Annotated in this window: 12 protein-coding genes and 1 pseudogene; 11 read left to right on the top strand and 2 right to left on the bottom strand. The window is 58.4% G+C overall.

The window, feature by feature from the left end:
* Nucleotides 1–9 precede the first annotated feature (9 nt).
* From cobA to CGLUCO_RS07750, 3 genes are read left to right on the top strand one after another with little or no spacing between them, the layout of a single operon-like run.
* The gene (gene cobA / locus CGLUCO_RS07760) at nucleotides 10–813 is read left to right on the top strand and encodes a uroporphyrinogen-III C-methyltransferase (RefSeq protein WP_005389644.1); all 804 of its coding nucleotides are present in this window, start codon (nucleotides 10–12) and stop codon (nucleotides 811–813) included.
* Complete coding sequence (locus tag CGLUCO_RS07755) at nucleotides 810–2,300, top strand: MFS transporter (RefSeq protein ID WP_005389645.1); 1,491 nt, start codon at nucleotides 810–812, stop codon at nucleotides 2,298–2,300. Before cobA ends, CGLUCO_RS07755 begins: the two co-directional genes overlap by 4 nt.
* Before the next feature lie 40 nt (nucleotides 2,301–2,340).
* Nucleotides 2,341–4,107 carry a proline--tRNA ligase gene (locus tag CGLUCO_RS07750; protein ID WP_084037021.1) on the top strand — a complete coding sequence of 589 codons (1,767 nt, stop codon included), beginning with the start codon at nucleotides 2,341–2,343 and terminating at the stop codon, nucleotides 4,105–4,107.
* A 684-nt stretch (nucleotides 4,108–4,791) separates the two neighbouring features.
* Here the strand turns inward: CGLUCO_RS07750 and CGLUCO_RS07745 are convergent.
* Nucleotides 4,792–5,628: a FadR/GntR family transcriptional regulator gene (locus CGLUCO_RS07745; protein WP_005389647.1), complete on the bottom strand. Its 837-nt coding sequence runs from the start codon at nucleotides 5,626–5,628 to the stop codon at nucleotides 4,792–4,794.
* Between the two features lie 359 nt (nucleotides 5,629–5,987).
* Complete coding sequence (locus CGLUCO_RS07740; RefSeq protein ID WP_005389649.1) at nucleotides 5,988–7,025, bottom strand: DUF4439 domain-containing protein; 1,038 nt, start codon at nucleotides 7,023–7,025, stop codon at nucleotides 5,988–5,990.
* A 175-nt stretch (nucleotides 7,026–7,200) separates the two neighbouring features.
* On the opposite strand from CGLUCO_RS07740, the gene CGLUCO_RS07735 reads away from it, so the two are divergent.
* The 8 genes and pseudogenes from CGLUCO_RS07735 (at nucleotide 7,201) to rbfA (ending at nucleotide 14,623) form a co-directional block, all read left to right on the top strand.
* On the top strand, nucleotides 7,201–7,743 hold the full coding sequence (locus CGLUCO_RS07735) for a ribosome assembly cofactor RimP (protein WP_005389650.1): 543 nt from the start codon (nucleotides 7,201–7,203) through the stop codon (nucleotides 7,741–7,743).
* 161 nt (nucleotides 7,744–7,904) lie between these two features.
* Nucleotides 7,905–8,897, top strand: a complete 993-nt coding sequence (gene nusA, locus CGLUCO_RS07730) for a transcription termination factor NusA (RefSeq protein ID WP_196793926.1) — start codon at nucleotides 7,905–7,907, stop codon at nucleotides 8,895–8,897.
* A 350-nt stretch (nucleotides 8,898–9,247) separates the two neighbouring features.
* On the top strand, nucleotides 9,248–9,598 hold the full coding sequence (locus CGLUCO_RS07725; RefSeq protein ID WP_081446510.1) for a YlxR family protein: 351 nt from the start codon (nucleotides 9,248–9,250) through the stop codon (nucleotides 9,596–9,598).
* Between the two features lie 141 nt (nucleotides 9,599–9,739).
* Nucleotides 9,740–12,643, top strand: coding sequence for a translation initiation factor IF-2 (gene infB, locus CGLUCO_RS07720; protein ID WP_070739192.1), 2,904 nt, complete (start codon nucleotides 9,740–9,742; stop codon nucleotides 12,641–12,643).
* A gap of 29 nt (nucleotides 12,644–12,672) precedes the next feature.
* Nucleotides 12,673–12,891 carry a hypothetical protein gene (locus CGLUCO_RS07715; protein WP_232621834.1) on the top strand — a complete coding sequence of 73 codons (219 nt, stop codon included), beginning with the start codon at nucleotides 12,673–12,675 and terminating at the stop codon, nucleotides 12,889–12,891.
* Nucleotides 12,891–13,244: pseudogene (locus CGLUCO_RS07710) on the top strand (MMPL family transporter); the annotation flags it as partial. The gene CGLUCO_RS07715 and the pseudogene CGLUCO_RS07710, both read left to right, overlap by 1 nt.
* Nucleotides 13,239–14,144: an MMPL family transporter gene (locus CGLUCO_RS07705; RefSeq protein ID WP_301387160.1), complete on the top strand. Its 906-nt coding sequence runs from the start codon at nucleotides 13,239–13,241 to the stop codon at nucleotides 14,142–14,144. The pseudogene CGLUCO_RS07710 and the gene CGLUCO_RS07705, both read left to right, overlap by 6 nt.
* A 56-nt stretch (nucleotides 14,145–14,200) precedes the next feature.
* Nucleotides 14,201–14,623 (top strand): 30S ribosome-binding factor RbfA, encoded by a 423-nt coding sequence (gene rbfA, locus CGLUCO_RS07700; RefSeq protein WP_034989479.1) that lies wholly within the window; start codon nucleotides 14,201–14,203, stop codon nucleotides 14,621–14,623.
* Nucleotides 14,624–14,627: the final 4 nt, after the last annotated feature.

The following is a 14,627-nucleotide window of genomic DNA, read 5'->3' as shown; positions in this document are numbered from 1 at the left end:
TTGACTTCTATGAATGAACGCGAGCAGCAGCAAGCTGGCAGTCCCGTTTCCGTACCCCGTGGAGAATACCGCCGCGAATTTCGTCCGGAAAAGGGAACAGTCACACTTATCGGTGGGGGACCTGGTGCGGCTGACCTCATCACCCTCCGCGGCCTGCGGGCACTAGAAACAGCCGATGTCATCCTGACAGATCATCTGGGCCCGTCCAGCTGCCTTGATGAACTCATCGATACTTCGGCAAAAAAGATCGTCGATGTGTCTAAGCTTCCCTACGGAAGAAAGGTGGCACAGGCGGAAACAAACCGCCTCCTTATTGAGTACGCTCGCGAGGGGTACGTTGTCGCCAGGCTCAAAGGCGGCGACTCCTTTGTCTTTGGCCGCGGCTTCGAAGAAGTACAGGCGCTGACGGAGGCCGGTATTAGCGTCCACGTCGTCCCGGGAGTCACATCTGCGATCTCTGTTCCAGCTGCGGCGGGAGTTCCTATCACCCAGCGTGGGATCGTTCACAGCTTCACTGTCGTATCGGGGCACGTGCCGCCGGAACACCCATCGTCTCTCAATGACTGGGCCGCTCTTGCGCACACGGGTGGTACCCTAGCCGTCATTATGGGTGTCAAGAACGCCTCCGCTATCGCCCACAGCCTCATTGAAAACGGCAGGCCGAGTGATACACCGGTCGCTGTAATTGAAGAGGGAACGACGAACAAGCAGCGCTCGTTCCGCGGTCGCCTTGATGAGCTAGGAAAGATTATCGAGGATAATGATGTCCGACCGCCTGCCGTTTACGTGATTGGAGAAGTCGCCGCTTTATGAGTAACAAGCCCCAAACGTCCTACCCGGTAACCGGCTCAGCCTACGGGTGGCCACTGATCGTCCTGTGTGCCCTGCAGCTCATGGTTGTGCTGGACGGCACAGTAGTCAACCTCGCACTTGCCCGTATACAACAGGACTTGGGGCTTACCGACGAGCTCCGCAGCTGGGTGGTCACCGCGTATGCGCTTGCGTACGGTGGCTTGTTGCTGCTAGGCGGTCGCATTGGCGACGTTTTCGGGCGGAAGCGAGTATTCCTCATCGGCGTGGGCCTCTTCACCGTGGCATCCCTCGCCTGTGGCTTGACAAACAGCGCCATCTTGCTGCTCGTCGCTCGTGTTGTCCAGGGACTCGGAGCCGCCATTGCTTCCCCTACTGCCATGGCACTCCTCGTCGTCACCTTCGCACCCGGAAAACCCCGCAATCAAGCCTTCTCCGTTTTTGCGATGATGACGGGATTAGGATCCGTTCTTGGGCTCGTTATCGGTGGCGCACTGACACAGGCGTCATGGCGCTGGATCTTCCTCATCAACGTGCCAATCGGACTGCTCATTGTGGTGGCCGGAATGAAATACCTCCGGCATCCGGGTGATCGTGCAACGATCACGCTTGATGTCCGTGGCGCGATTTTGGCAACGGCGGCATCTACGCTTCTCGTATTCGGGTTGTCCGCCGGAGGCGGTGGCGCTTCGCCACTTATTGTTGCTTCGCTTATGCTGGGCGCCGTGCTGCTGGTCTTGTTCTTTCTTTCCCAGCGCAAGGCCTCCCATCCTGTTCTCCCGCTGAGCATGTTCGCCAACCGCTCGCGCGCAGCAGTTTTTGTTTGCTTGCTCCTCGTCGGTGCCCTCATGATGGCGATGACAGTCCAAGTCGCGCTTTTCGTCCAGGAGGTCCTCCAGTACACACCGCTTCAGGCGGGTCTTGCATTTATCCCCTTTGCCTTCGCGTTGGGTGCTGGCTCTGGCGTTGCCGGAAAACTTGCGGAAACCGTCGCGCCCCGTTTCATCGCAGCAGGTGGCGGTGTCATCCTCGTTGGTGGTTTCATCTACGGCTCCACCCTGGACATGACTGCCAGTTACTGGCCGGATCTTCTTGTCCCAATCCTCATCATCGGTGCTGGAATCGGTATCATCCTCATCCCACTTACGCTTTCTGTCGTCGCCGGAGTGAAGCCGGACGAGGTTGGTCCCCTCACAGCAACATCGCTGGTGAGTCAGACACTTGGCGGGCCTCTAGGCCTCGCCGGGGTGACTGCGTTTGCCGAGAGAGTCGTACGCAGTGGACTCGGCGATGCAGCATTTGAAACGCTGAATCGCAGCGCCCTGACAGAGGTACAGCGAGCAGCTCTGGGGCAGGGGTACACGGATTCTCTTCTCATCTGCGCGGCGCTCGCAGCCTGCGTAGTTGTCATCTGCTTGGTTCTCGTTCGTTTTACGCCGGAAGATATCCGTGAGGGGAAGAAGGCAGAAGAGTTAGCTAACCAGGGCTAGTCGGTGGAAACCTCGCGGCGTAGGGGTAAGGTCTATACCCATGATTACTCGTTTGTCCACTCTCTTTCTCCGCACTCTGCGTGAGGATCCCGCAGACGCGGAAGTACCGTCCCACAAGCTTCTCGTTCGCGCAGGCTACATTCGGCGTGTAGCCCCCGGCGTGTACACCTGGCTGCCGCTCGGCCTCCGCGTGTTGCGCAAGATTGAGAACATCGTCCGCGAGGAAATGAATGCGATCGGGGGCCAGGAACTGCGGTTCCCGGCGCTCCTTCCTCGCGAGCCCTACGAGCTCACCCAGCGCTGGACGGAGTACGGCAACTCGCTGTTCCGCCTCAAGGATCGCAAGGGCAATGACATGCTCCTCGGTCCGACCCATGAGGAAATGTTCACCCAGGTGGTGAAGGACATGTACTCTTCGTACAAGGATTTCCCCGTACTCCTATACCAGATCCAGACGAAATACAGAGACGAGGAGCGCCCTCGCGCGGGTATTCTCCGTGGTCGCGAATTCGTGATGAAGGATTCTTACTCCTTCAATATGGACGACGAGGGACTGGACGAGTCCTACCAGAATCATCGCCAGGCGTACCAGAACATCTTTAACCGCCTCGGTCTTGACTACGTCATCTGCAAGGCTACTTCCGGGGCCATGGGCGGATCCGCCTCGGAGGAATTCCTTGCAGTCAGTGAAAACGGTGAGGACACGTTTGTCCAGTCGAGCGACAAGACCTATGCGGCCAACGTAGAAGCCGTCGTGACCCCAGCTGCTGAACCTCGCCCGATTGAGGGACAGCCCGAGGCAGAGCTACACGAAACTCCACAGGCCGAGACAATCGAGGCGCTGGTCGAGTGGGCAAATAGCAAGGGTATCACCATCGAGGGCACGGACATCACCGCAGCGGATACGCTCAAGTGCATCGTTGTTAAGGTAGCCAAGCCCGGTGCGGATCCTGAACTGACCGCCATTCTCGTCCCTGGCGACCGCGAGGTAGACATGGGTCGCCTCGAGGCATCTCTCGAACCTTCCACCGTGGAGCTCGCAAGTGACGAGGACTTCAAGGAGACCTCCTTCCTCGTGAAGGGTTATGTTGGCCCACGTTCATTCAATAAGCAGGGTCTTACCGTGCTTGCTGATCCCCGTGTCGCGGAGGGAACGTCCTGGATCATTGGTGCCGATGAACACGAGCACCACATGGTCGGTGCTGTGGCTGGCCGTGACTTCACCGTAGACGGTTCGATTGAGGCTGCTGAGGTTCGTGAGGGTGACCCGGCACCGAACGGTACAGGTACTTTGACGCTCCAGCGTGGTATTGAAATTGGTCACATTTTCCAGCTTGGCCGCAAATACACCACGGCGATGGATGTGCAAATTCTGGATGAGAATGGCAAGCGCAGCGTACCGACGATGGGCTCTTACGGCATCGGTGTGTCCCGCGCGATGGCCGTCATCGTCGAGCAGAGCTACGACGATAAGGGTCTTGTGTGGCCCGCATGTGTTGCTCCGTATCATGTTCACGTTGTCGTGGCCAACAAGGATAAGGAAGCACAGGACGCAGCAGAGAAACTTGTCGCTGATCTCGATGCTGCAGGCATTGAAGTGCTGTTCGATGATCGCCCGAAGGTAAGCCCCGGCGTGAAGTTCAAGGACGCGGAACTCCTCGGCATTCCCTACACTGTGGTTCTCGGCCGTGCGTTTAAGGATGGGGAGATTGAGTTCCGTGTTCGTGCAGGCGAGACCTCCACTATCCCCGTTGACGGTGCCCTCGAGCACATTGTCACGACTGTGCGCGAGGCGTTAGCGCACTAGCGTCCTAATCGGCAATATCAATATGCAGTGTGGCTTCGTTTTAGCCACCTTGGCCGGATGCCTGCTGTGAGCCGGTTAACGCACGAGCCTCAGAGCAAGCATGTGCTTCTGATTGGCGGCACGTGCTTCTTGAATGGTGGCACGTGCCAATCAATTGGTGGCCTGCACCTCAGAGAAGCCGAAGGCCGATTTTGCGCGCAAACCCGGGCATCACGCTCTAAGCTAGCTGGCACATAACAAATTAGCGCCTCAATGGCACGCATTATGGGCCACGCTCGTAGAGCATAGGGAGAAGCCACTGCCAGCAAAGAAAAGCCCCAACCCTCTGATCAAATCCTCGTCGGAACGATACGGAGAGTTGGGGCTTCCTCATACAAAACCGGAAAATTATGGCACAAACCGGAAATTATGGCATAAACCGGAAATACTGACATAAACCGGAAATACTGACATAAACCGGAAAAACAGAGCACGTCGTGCGTTGCCGTTAACGGGCTTAATCGCTGGAACGAGCGCTAGCGCACAAGGTGGCAGCGCCTTTCGCGTCAGATGAGGGAACCTCTGTCCCCGCGCTGACCTCGTTCCTCACTCCTCTTAGGCCGACTGTCGATGTAAGTAACAGGAGCAGCTGGGGAGGTAGTAGGGGTCAGAGTGTCCACTGAGCGGGGATTAATCGAGCAGGGATTAATCGTGGGTGGCCTCTGGCGAATCGGTTGCAGGTGCATCCTCGGTGGCCATTGGGCTATCGGGTTCATTTGTGTTGATCTGGGAGATATCTGCTCCGTCCTCATCATCAGCAGGGCGGTACGTGGACAGGTGCGCGATGATCGGATCGAAGTGGGCGTTCACGGCGGCGACACAGGCCTCCTCGTCGCGCGCCTCGAGAGCGTCGACCATCGCTTTGTGAAGCTCCGCGTTAGCAAACTTTTGCTTACGGATGGTGGACTCGAAGGGAACGCGGATGTAGGCGTCGAAAAGCGCAGCGATGAGCGGAGCATACAGTGCGTTGCCCAAGTCCTTGAACAAAGTGACGTGGAATTCCCTGTCCGTGTCCGTGGTGACATAGCCAGCTCGCTGCTCTGCCTCCATACGAGCGATGATGATTCGAAGCTCATCAATATTTTGCTCTTCCGCGTGGCACGCAAGACGCATGAGACTCGTTTCCAAGACTGAGCGAAGCTTCACCACATCCTTGAGCACGGAATAACCGTTCTTTGCATCTCGTTGGGATGCGAAGATGAGCTGGGTCGTCAGGGCCTCTAGAGTGATGTCGTTGACGAAGGTACCGGCACCGCGCTTGATGGTGACGAATCCCAGTGCTTCCATAACCTTGAGGGCTTCGCGTACAGCAGACCGGGAGGCGCCGGTAAGTTCCATGAGTTTTGACTCGGGTGGAATAGGCTTGCCAGTTTTCAGACCTTCGCGCACGATGTAATCGGTAATCGTTGTCCGCACCTGCTGAGTGCGGGAAGGCGTGCTCGTGCGGCGGTTAGCCGCAGACCAATCGGGTGTCGTTGTCATCAGGGAACTCTCCTTGTAGTGGGAGGGCGGGTTTCGAATACGTACACCATGCTTTCGTCATAGGCCAACAAAGGCACATACGCTATGCCGGAAACGGCAGTAGGAAGTGCCTACGAACCCGTGCCCATACATGATTCAAATATAGGACAGGAAAGCCCTATTAGCCAACGAAGCGCTTTCAGCTAGCGGGAGTTTTGCGCCAACGGGGTACCGTTGGTTTGGATCACCGGGATGCCGTTGGTCTGTGCCAACAGGGTGCCGCTGGTTTGGGACACCGGAGGCCGTTGGTTTGGATCACCGGAATGTCTTTAGTTACCGGATGTCGTTGGCTGTGGGTTGTTCTAGCTCACCGGCGTGGCCTAGGGGTGGGTTTCAACCAGCCCCGCGTCCTCCACACTGAGCCCAGCAGCTTGAACCAGAGGAAGACTCCGGAGAGCGGCCTGGCCGGCAGCGCGTACACAGAACTCTCGCCACGCAGGGTCTTCCGCTCGCGCAGCTAGTTCACGCCACATGCGGGTGGACTGGACTCCGTCCAAGACAGCGTATTGCAGTGCGCTCGTGGGATCGGTCGGTGTAACTGTCGGGGTGGCATATCCAGGAGCAGATGCAGTAGAAGCCTGCGGGACGAGAGTCTGCAAGGCGTGCTCAACTAAACCGTGTTCCTTTGATGCCGCCACCATGAGGTTCCCAATTGTAGGATCTGCGTAAGCAGCTGCCGTGGTTAGGCCGTACTGGGATGCCTCCTGCCAACCAAGTGCTTCCTCAACAGCTTGCTTATCGGCCTGGCTGAGATTTGCAGAGAAGTCCGCATCACAGCCACGTGCTGTAGGAAGCTGGTTGAGGATATGGGTGACAAGGTCGTTTTCTCCCTCGGCTGTGAGGTCAAGGCTAGGGATCTGGGGAGCAGCCAGGCTGGCTGCGACGTACTGGTCGGCGATGAGTGGCTGACTAGTCTTGTCGGCCTCAGATAGCGAGGCGATCATCGCATCCAGTACAGTCTCTAACGTAGCTGCGCGTTTTCCTGCGACGCGGGGCCCCGAAGAGGATGCCGCACAAGACTCAGGATCGATGGTGTACTCGCTTGAGGCAGCGTCCCCGTCCTTGTCACCGGGGGTGAGAGTTTTTAGTGTGCGTTGGGACTGAGCGTCGATCTGCCCTGAAACAGGATCGATGGAGTAAACACAACTAGGGGGAAGCGAACCGTCCTTCGTCATCCCGCACAGCCGTTCAGCTTCAGCGTGCAACGTCGCAGCTTGGTCTCTCCACACCTGAGCTTGCGCGTCCGATAGCTCCTCTGAACCAGCGATCGCCACTGCATTGTGCTCGAGTCCAACGAGTGTGCGATCGGGCTGCGGGCCCTGGAATGCACTGCAGCCCCCCGTCGCGCCAGCAAGCACGACAGACGCTGTTAACAGCGACGTTAACTTCCGCGCCCGTTGGAAGAAACGCGGATGAAAAGTCCCCCGCAGTAGAGGATTCTGTGGTGTAGTCGAGTGTTCAGCCGGAGTTGTAAGCACGATGAAAAAGTGTAACCGTTCCGCGTTTTATGCGGTAACCGGTACCATTTAGAACATGGCACTTCCATCAGAAAAGACTTTGCTCGATATTGCAACCGAAACCGGTCGCCCTTGGGGTCTGTTTCCCCTTCGCGTAAAAACAGTTGAAGCAGGCCCACATTCCACCGTTACGGTCATCGTCGATTCCGAGTCGGATCCAGATATTGATGCTGTAGGAGAATTCTCAACGGCCCTGTCACAGGTTTTTGATGAGAAGGAGGCCTCCAAAGAGTTGTCCTTCGGGGCTGGTTACAACCTTGAGGTTTCCACTCCAGGTATCGATGAGCCACTGACCCGGCCGTACCAGTGGGCGCGCAACCGTGGTCGCGCTGTTACAGTTACCCTCAAAGGGCAGGAGCCTGCAACCTACCGCATCGGTGCCCTGAGCCCGGAAGAAGACCGAGTAGTCCTCATTTACTCCGAGGGCACGAAGGGAAACAAGAAAGCCAAGAAGACAATCGTCGCGTTACACGATGTTAAGCGAGCCGTGGTAGAAATTGAGTTTAACGGCGCGCCAAAAAATGAGGCCGCTCTTTCGCAAGAACCATTTGAGGAGTAATACGTGGGAAAAACCAGCCACTGTGTCAGCAGTTGCTGCCCTAGCTGCCCCCGTTTCAACAGTCGATTTTCAATCGGCTGCTGGTACGGGGAAAGTCCTACTGCGATAATGTGTACACGAGCTATCCATTCACGCCATCAACTACACAAGAGGTAAAACAAGTGAATATTGACATGTCCGCGCTCCGCGTACTGGAGAAAGAGAAGGGAATCTCCGTCGAAGACCTTCTCACCACCATCGCCCAGGGGTTGCACAGTGCGTATCTGCAGGCACACCACCTTGAGGACGAGTCCAGCGCGCGCGTCGAGATCGACCCTGACTCGGGAGCAGTCACTGTGTTCGCCATTGAACGTGATGAGGACGGGGAGATTATTTCTGAACAAGATGAAACTCCCGAAGACTTTGGCCGACTTGGCGCGAGTGTAGTTCGAGATGCTGTCTACCGGCGTCTGCGTGAGGTGAAAACCGACCGAGACTTTGACGAATATGCGGGGCTCGAAGGCAAGTGCGTGTCAGGTGTCGTTCAGGCTGATGCCCGCGCGAATGAGCGGGGGATTGCTGTGGTTCGGCTCGGAACGGAGCTTCAGGGGCAGGACGGTATTCTGCTGCCCGGTGAGCAAATTCCCGGAGAAAACCTGAAGCACGGTGACCGTGTGAAGTGCTACATCGTTGGCGTAGGCAAGGGGCGGGGTTCCCTGCAAATTTCCCTTTCTCGCACGCACCCGGAACTGGTTCGTCGGCTCTTCGAACTCGAAGTTCCTGAGGTGGAGTCCGGCGACGTGGAAATCGTGGGCATTGCTCGCGAGGCGGGGCACCGGTCTAAGATTGCCGTCCACGCCACCACGAAGGGCGTCAACGCGAAGGGTGCCTGCATTGGTCCGAAGGGACAGCGCGTGAACAATGTCATGCGAGAGCTCCGCGGTGAGAAGATCGACATCATCGATTACGACGAGAATCCCGCCACCTACGTTGGCAATGCGCTCGCTCCCTCTAAAGTCGTTGGAGTGGAGGTTCTCGATGAGGAGAACCAGATTGCTCGCGTCACCGTGCCGGATTATCAGCTGTCCCTGGCAATCGGCAAAGAGGGGCAGAACGCCCGTCTTGCTGCACGACTGACCGGCTGGAAGATCGACATTCGTTCCGACGAGTCCTAATCCGATGCACCATCTTCCGGACGAGCAGCATCCACCTCGGTGGGATATCAGCAAGCAGCACGTCCACGGCAAGATGCAATGCCTCCAGTGGGGCGGATTCTCCTGATCGCCTGCACGATCGGTCCGAACGCGCAGGGGACTGGGTAGCAGAACATCTGAAAGGACGCCACCTGCGCCGTTATTTTCACAAAATCGGCGCAGGTGGCGTAACATGTCTAAAGGCTCGTTGTTCACACCAGTGACCACGAGTTCTTTTGTGGAAGTAATGCCAGTGGCTAAGAGTGTTCGGAGGTGTTGTGTCGCAGGTGGGAACTGAGAAAGCACGGAAAACAACAAGTGCTGACTGTCCAGTGACCTCTCCACGCAACCGATTCCGAACCTGCATCGCCACTCGTCGGGTTCAACCTGACACCTCACTACTTCGTGTTGTTGCGGATACGGATGCGTCTAATCGCGTGATTCCGGACCCGCAGCGAAGGCTTCCAGGGCGAGGCGCATGGCTGACCCCGACAGTGGAGGCCTATGAGATAGCAGAAAAGCGTCAGGCGTTTCGCCGGGCGTTAAGGATGAAGAGGAATCCAGATTCCTCACCGGTGCGTGAGTACATCTCGCGCGCGCAAGCCGCACCTGCGGGGATAAACAACCGAGAATCCTCCGCAGACCGCGGTATGACTACGACAAGGAAAGACCCTAGTAACTGATGAGCACACGATGAAGCATCAGCGATGAAAGTCCAGACCATGTCACGGTAGTCGCACGACTTGGCTTTTCGGGCCACCTCTCACACGGTGGTGCCAATTCTGTGGGCTACTCGTGACCTAACCAGATATACAAGGAGTACAGTGCCCGGAAAGCTACGTGTCCACGAGCTCGCGAAAGAGCTCGGGGTAACAAGCAAGGAATTGCTCGCCACGCTGAAGGAGCAAGGCGAGTTTGTAAAGACGGCATCGTCAACAATCCAGCCACCGGTAATTCGCAAGATGCGCGAGTTTTACGCATCGCATGGCGAAGCTGAAGAGCCGAAGAAGCCCACAAAGGCCACAAAACCGGCTGATGCCGCAAAGAAGACAACTGCCACAAGGCCGTCTACGGCCAAGCCATCGGCGGCGAAGCCTGCCCCGAAGCCGGGTGCAAAGCCGTCTCCGGCTAAGGCGCACCCCTCACCGGCACGTGTCGCCGAGGAAACGGCGGCAGCGCCGAAGCCGAAGAATTCTTCCAGCAAGACTGCTTCTGCAGCAAAGCCTGGCCCGAAGCCGGGAGAAAAGGCTCCGAGCCCAGCCAAGGCTGCGAAGGCGGCACACGGGGAGAAAAAGACCAAGCCTGCACCAAAGCCAGGTGCACCGAAGCCCACCCCTGCAACCGCAGCACACAAGTCTGCGGAAGCACACGCAGGTAATGACAAGTCAACGCCGAAGCCCGGCCCGAAGCCGGGTATGCCACCGCGCCCGCGTGGCGGGGCACCGCGTGTTGCAAACAACCCATTTTCCACGAGCAGCTCATCCAGTCGCCCGCCGCGTCCCGGTGGAAACCGCGGAGGGCGGCCCGGATCTGGCAGTGGTCAGTCTGGTCGTGGCGGGAGCCCCCGCCCCGGTGGAAACCGAGGCGGTCACAGGAGTGCAGCACCCGGCAGGTCAACCGGCGCAAGCCACGGATCGAAGCGTCCGTCGCCGGCACAGATGCCGACACACCCGAGTCCGGGCCAGATGCCGAGCCATTCCGCCACATCCAAGGAAAGCCGTGGAGGCCGTGGCGGTCGCGGCCGTGGCGGACACAACAACGGCGGTTTCGGCGCACCACGTGGTGGTCGCGGCGGACGTCGCGGCGGTACCGCAGGTGCATTCGGACGTCCGGGTGGCGCACCCCGCAAGGGACGCAAGTCGAAGCGTCAGAAGCGCCAAGAATACGAGGCAATGAAGGCACCGAAGGTCGTTGGCGGCGTCAAGCTACCTGACGGCAAGGGCCAGACCATCCGCCTCGCACGCGGTGCATCGCTTGCAGATTTCGCAGACAAGATCAACACCGAGGCCTCGCAGCTTGTTCAGGCTCTGTTCAACCTCGGCGAAATGGTAACCGCAACGGCATCCGTTTCGGACGAGACGCTGCAGCTGCTTGGCGAGGAAATGAACTTCAAGGTTGAGGTTGTGTCCCCCGAGGATGAGGATCGCGAACTCCTGGAGAGCTTCGACCTTCAGTTCGGTGAGGACGAGGGCGACGAGGATGACCTCGAGCGCCGCCCGGCCGTCGTGTCCGTCATGGGCCACGTCGATCACGGTAAAACCCGCCTGCTGGATACGATCCGCCACTCCAACGTGGGCTCCGGCGAGGCCGGTGGCATTACGCAGGGTATCGGCGCGTACCAGGTTGAGGTTGAGGTGGAAGACAAGCCTCGCAAGATCACCTTCCTGGACACCCCAGGCCACGAGGCGTTCACCGCTATGCGTGCACGTGGCGCGAAGTCCACGGATATCGCCGTTCTGGTTGTCGCCGCTGATGACGGCGTTATGCCCCAGACGGTGGAAGCGATTAACCACGCCAAGGCTGCGGACATCCCGATTGTGGTGGCCGTGAACAAGATCGATAAGGAAGGCGCATCCCCGGAGAAGATCCGTGGACAGCTCACCGAATACGGCCTCGTTCCGGAGGAATACGGCGGAGACACGCAGTTTGTCGATATTTCCGCTAAGCAGAACATCAACATCGATGCCTTGCTGGAAGCGATCGTGTTGACCGCAGATCTGCAGCTCGAACTGTTCGCCAACCCGGAGATGGACGCACAGGGTGTTGCCATTGAGGCTCACCTCGACCGTGGTCGTGGCCCTGTTGCCACAATTCTCGTTCAGCGCGGTACCCTCCGTGTGGGCGATTCCATCGTCGTCGGCGATGCACACGGACGCGTCCGTCGCATGCTCGATGAGTACGGCAACGACGTGGAGGAAGCCCTCCCGTCCCGCCCCGTACAGGTCCAGGGCCTCGACAGTGTTCCTGGTGCCGGTGATTCTCTGCTCGTGGTCGAAGATGACCGCGTTGCTCGCCAGATCGCCAACCAGCGCAACGCGCGCAAGCGCAACGCCCTGCAGGCGAAGCGGAAGAAGCGCATCTCGCTCGAGGATCTGGATGCCGTGTTGAAGGAGACACAGCAGCTCAACCTCATCCTCAAGGGCGACAACGCAGGTTCCGTGGAAGCCCTCGAGGATTCGCTCCTCAACATCGAGGTGGACGACGAGGTCGAGCTCAACATCATCGACCGTGGTGTCGGTGCTGTCACCGAGACCAACGTCACCCTGGCCGCTGCGTCTGATGCCATCATCATTGGCTTCAACGTCCGCGCAGAGGGTAAGGCGACGGAGCTCGCACACCAAGAAGGTGTGGATATCCGCTACTACACGGTTATCTACGATGCCATCAACGAGGTGGAGTCCGCTCTCAAGGGCATGCTCAAGCCGATCTATGAGGAGAAGGAAATCGGTACTGCCGAGATCCGCCAGCTCTTCAAGGCATCGGCTGTCGGCCTCATCGCAGGCTGCATGGTGGAAACCGGCAAGGTGCGCAGGAATGCGACCGCCCGCCTCACCCGCGACGGCAACGTCATCGCGGAGAAGGCGACCATCGACTCCCTGCGGCGTGGCAAGGACGATGCGACCGAGGTCGCAGCCGGCTACGAGTGCGGTATGGTTCTCAGCTACCCGGACATCGCTGTCGGCGACCAGATTCAGGTGTACGAGATGGTCGAGGTACCGCGCACCTAGTCGCTTCGCTCCTAGGGGTGGAGCACCGAATGGGCTTCGCTCCTAGGTGTGAAGATTCAGGGGAACTCGCGCTCGTATTTGAAGGCGCGAGTTTCCTTCTGCTGTCGGTGACAGGCATCATTGTGGCGCTCCTACTCATCGTCACCTACAAGTCTCCGATCCTGTGGATCATCCCGCTGCTGGTGATCGGCATTGGTGACCGCCTCGCGGCGACGGTTTTCACCTGGGTGCTCGGCCCCTCGGCATAGTGTGGGACGAGTCCACCGCCGGAATTTTGAGTGCGCTCGTCTTTGGTGCTGGCACAAACTACGCCCTGCTGCTGATCTCGCGATACAGGGATGAGCTGCTGCGTCACGAGGATCGCTACGAGGCAATGGCGGCGGCATGATTGCCGACGGTGAAAACTGTTGCTGCCTCGGCACTTACCGTCGTCATCGGTGTTGCCTGTTTGCTCCTTTCCACCGTTGCCTCGGCACGGGGCCTGGGACTCGCCTCTGCGGTGGGGATCATCGTCGCATTCATTTTCGCCATGTTCGTGCTTCCCGGAATCCTTGTCATGTTTGGGCGGTGGGTTTTCTGGCCGAGGCAGCCTGTTGTGGGGGAGACACCCAATCACGGAGTGTGGGAGAAAGTGGGTTCCGTGGTCCGCACGCGGCCGGGAATCGCAGCCACCGTGGCCGGCGTGCTTATCGCCATCTGCTGCCTGGGGCTCATTCCGATCCCAACCGGCTTGAACCAGCCTGATCAGTTCATCGATACGTCTGAGTCGATTTCGGCAGCAGAGACGCTTTCGGAAAAGTTCCCTGACCAGTCCGCCACGCCGGAGGTTGTTGCCACAAAGGATCCAGAGATCCTCGAGTCCATTTCCGGAGAGGTGACACCGGCAGGCGAGGTGGATGGCTGGTTCCTTGCCAATGTCACCGGCTCAGACGTGGAGACGTTGCGCACGCAGGTTGCGGGCACCGAGTTTCTTGTTGGAGGCCAGAACGCGCAGCTTATCGACGCAGAAACGTACGCGCAGGCTGACCGTCGGTTGATTTTCCCCGTCATCTTGGCGCTGGTCTTCGTTGCCCTCGCTGTCGCGCTCCGTTTCCTCGTCGCCCCGGCAATCATGGTGGCATCCGTAGTCGCCACAAACGTCGCAGCCCTTGGGCTCGGCTGGTGGATTTCAACGGGCGTTTTCGGCTTTGACAGGTTTGCCTCGGAAACCCCTCTCTATGCGTTCGTGTTCCTCGTCGCCCGTGGCATTGACTACTCCATCTTCCTTGTCACTCGTGCACGTCAGGAAGCTGTGCACGAGGGGACTCGCGACGGAATAATTACAGCGCTGGCCTCTAGGGGTGGGGTGATCACGTCTGCGGGTATCTTTCTGGCGAGCGTGTTTGCGGCGCTCGGTGTTCTCCCGCTCGTCGTATTACCCCAGGTCGGCATCGTGATTTTTGTTGGTGTGTTGGGTGATTCGGACGATCCTCATCCCCGCCCTTGTCATCCTTCTCGGTGACAAGTTCTGGTGGCCAAGTAGGATCGAAGGCGCGGAAAAAGTTTAAGGAGGATTTTATGGCTGACAAGGTACGTGCCGGCAGGATGGCAAAGCGGATCCAAACGATCGTCGCCACCGCACTCGAGCACGAGATTAAGGACTGGCATCTGGAGTACATCACTGTGACCGATTGCTCACTCACTGGTGACTTGCATGATGCCACGGTGTACTACACTGTACGTGGTAAGACACTCGATGAAGAGCCCGATTACGCTGCGGCTGCCGAGTCTCTTAACCGCTGGAAGGGTCGTCTCCGCAAAATTGTCGGTGACCAACTCTCTGTCAGGTTCACCCCGACCCTTTCGTTCGAACTGGACACGGTTCCAGAATCCCGCGCACACATGGAAGATCTCCTGGCCCGCGCCCGCGCGCGCGACGAGGAGGTGCGCAAGCTTGCCGAGGGGAAGACCCCCGCTGGTGAGGAAAATCCGTACAAGTAACCCG

The sequence above is a fragment of the Corynebacterium glucuronolyticum DSM 44120 genome, assembly GCF_030440595.1.
Taxonomy (GTDB): Bacteria; Actinomycetota; Actinomycetes; order Mycobacteriales; family Mycobacteriaceae; genus Corynebacterium; species Corynebacterium glucuronolyticum.
Note: the sequence above shows the minus strand (reverse complement) of the source record. Positions and strands in the feature narration are given on the sequence as shown.

Bases quoted from the DNA above. Each gene is read 5' to 3' on its own strand.
- cobA (WP_005389644.1), top strand. From the start codon at position 10: ATGAATGAACGCGAGCAGCAGCAAGCTGGCAGTCCCGTTTCCGTACCC.
- CGLUCO_RS07755 (WP_005389645.1), top strand. From the start codon at position 810: ATGAGTAACAAGCCCCAAACGTCCTACCCGGTAACCGGCTCAGCCTAC.
- CGLUCO_RS07750 (WP_084037021.1), top strand. From the start codon at position 2,341: ATGATTACTCGTTTGTCCACTCTCTTTCTCCGCACTCTGCGTGAGGAT.
- CGLUCO_RS07745 (WP_005389647.1), bottom strand. From the start codon at position 5,628: ATGACAACGACACCCGATTGGTCTGCGGCTAACCGCCGCACGAGCACG.
- CGLUCO_RS07735 (WP_005389650.1), top strand. From the start codon at position 7,201: ATGGCACTTCCATCAGAAAAGACTTTGCTCGATATTGCAACCGAAACC.
- CGLUCO_RS07715 (WP_232621834.1), top strand. From the start codon at position 12,673: ATGGGCTTCGCTCCTAGGTGTGAAGATTCAGGGGAACTCGCGCTCGTA.
- rbfA (WP_034989479.1), top strand. From the start codon at position 14,201: ATGGCTGACAAGGTACGTGCCGGCAGGATGGCAAAGCGGATCCAAACG.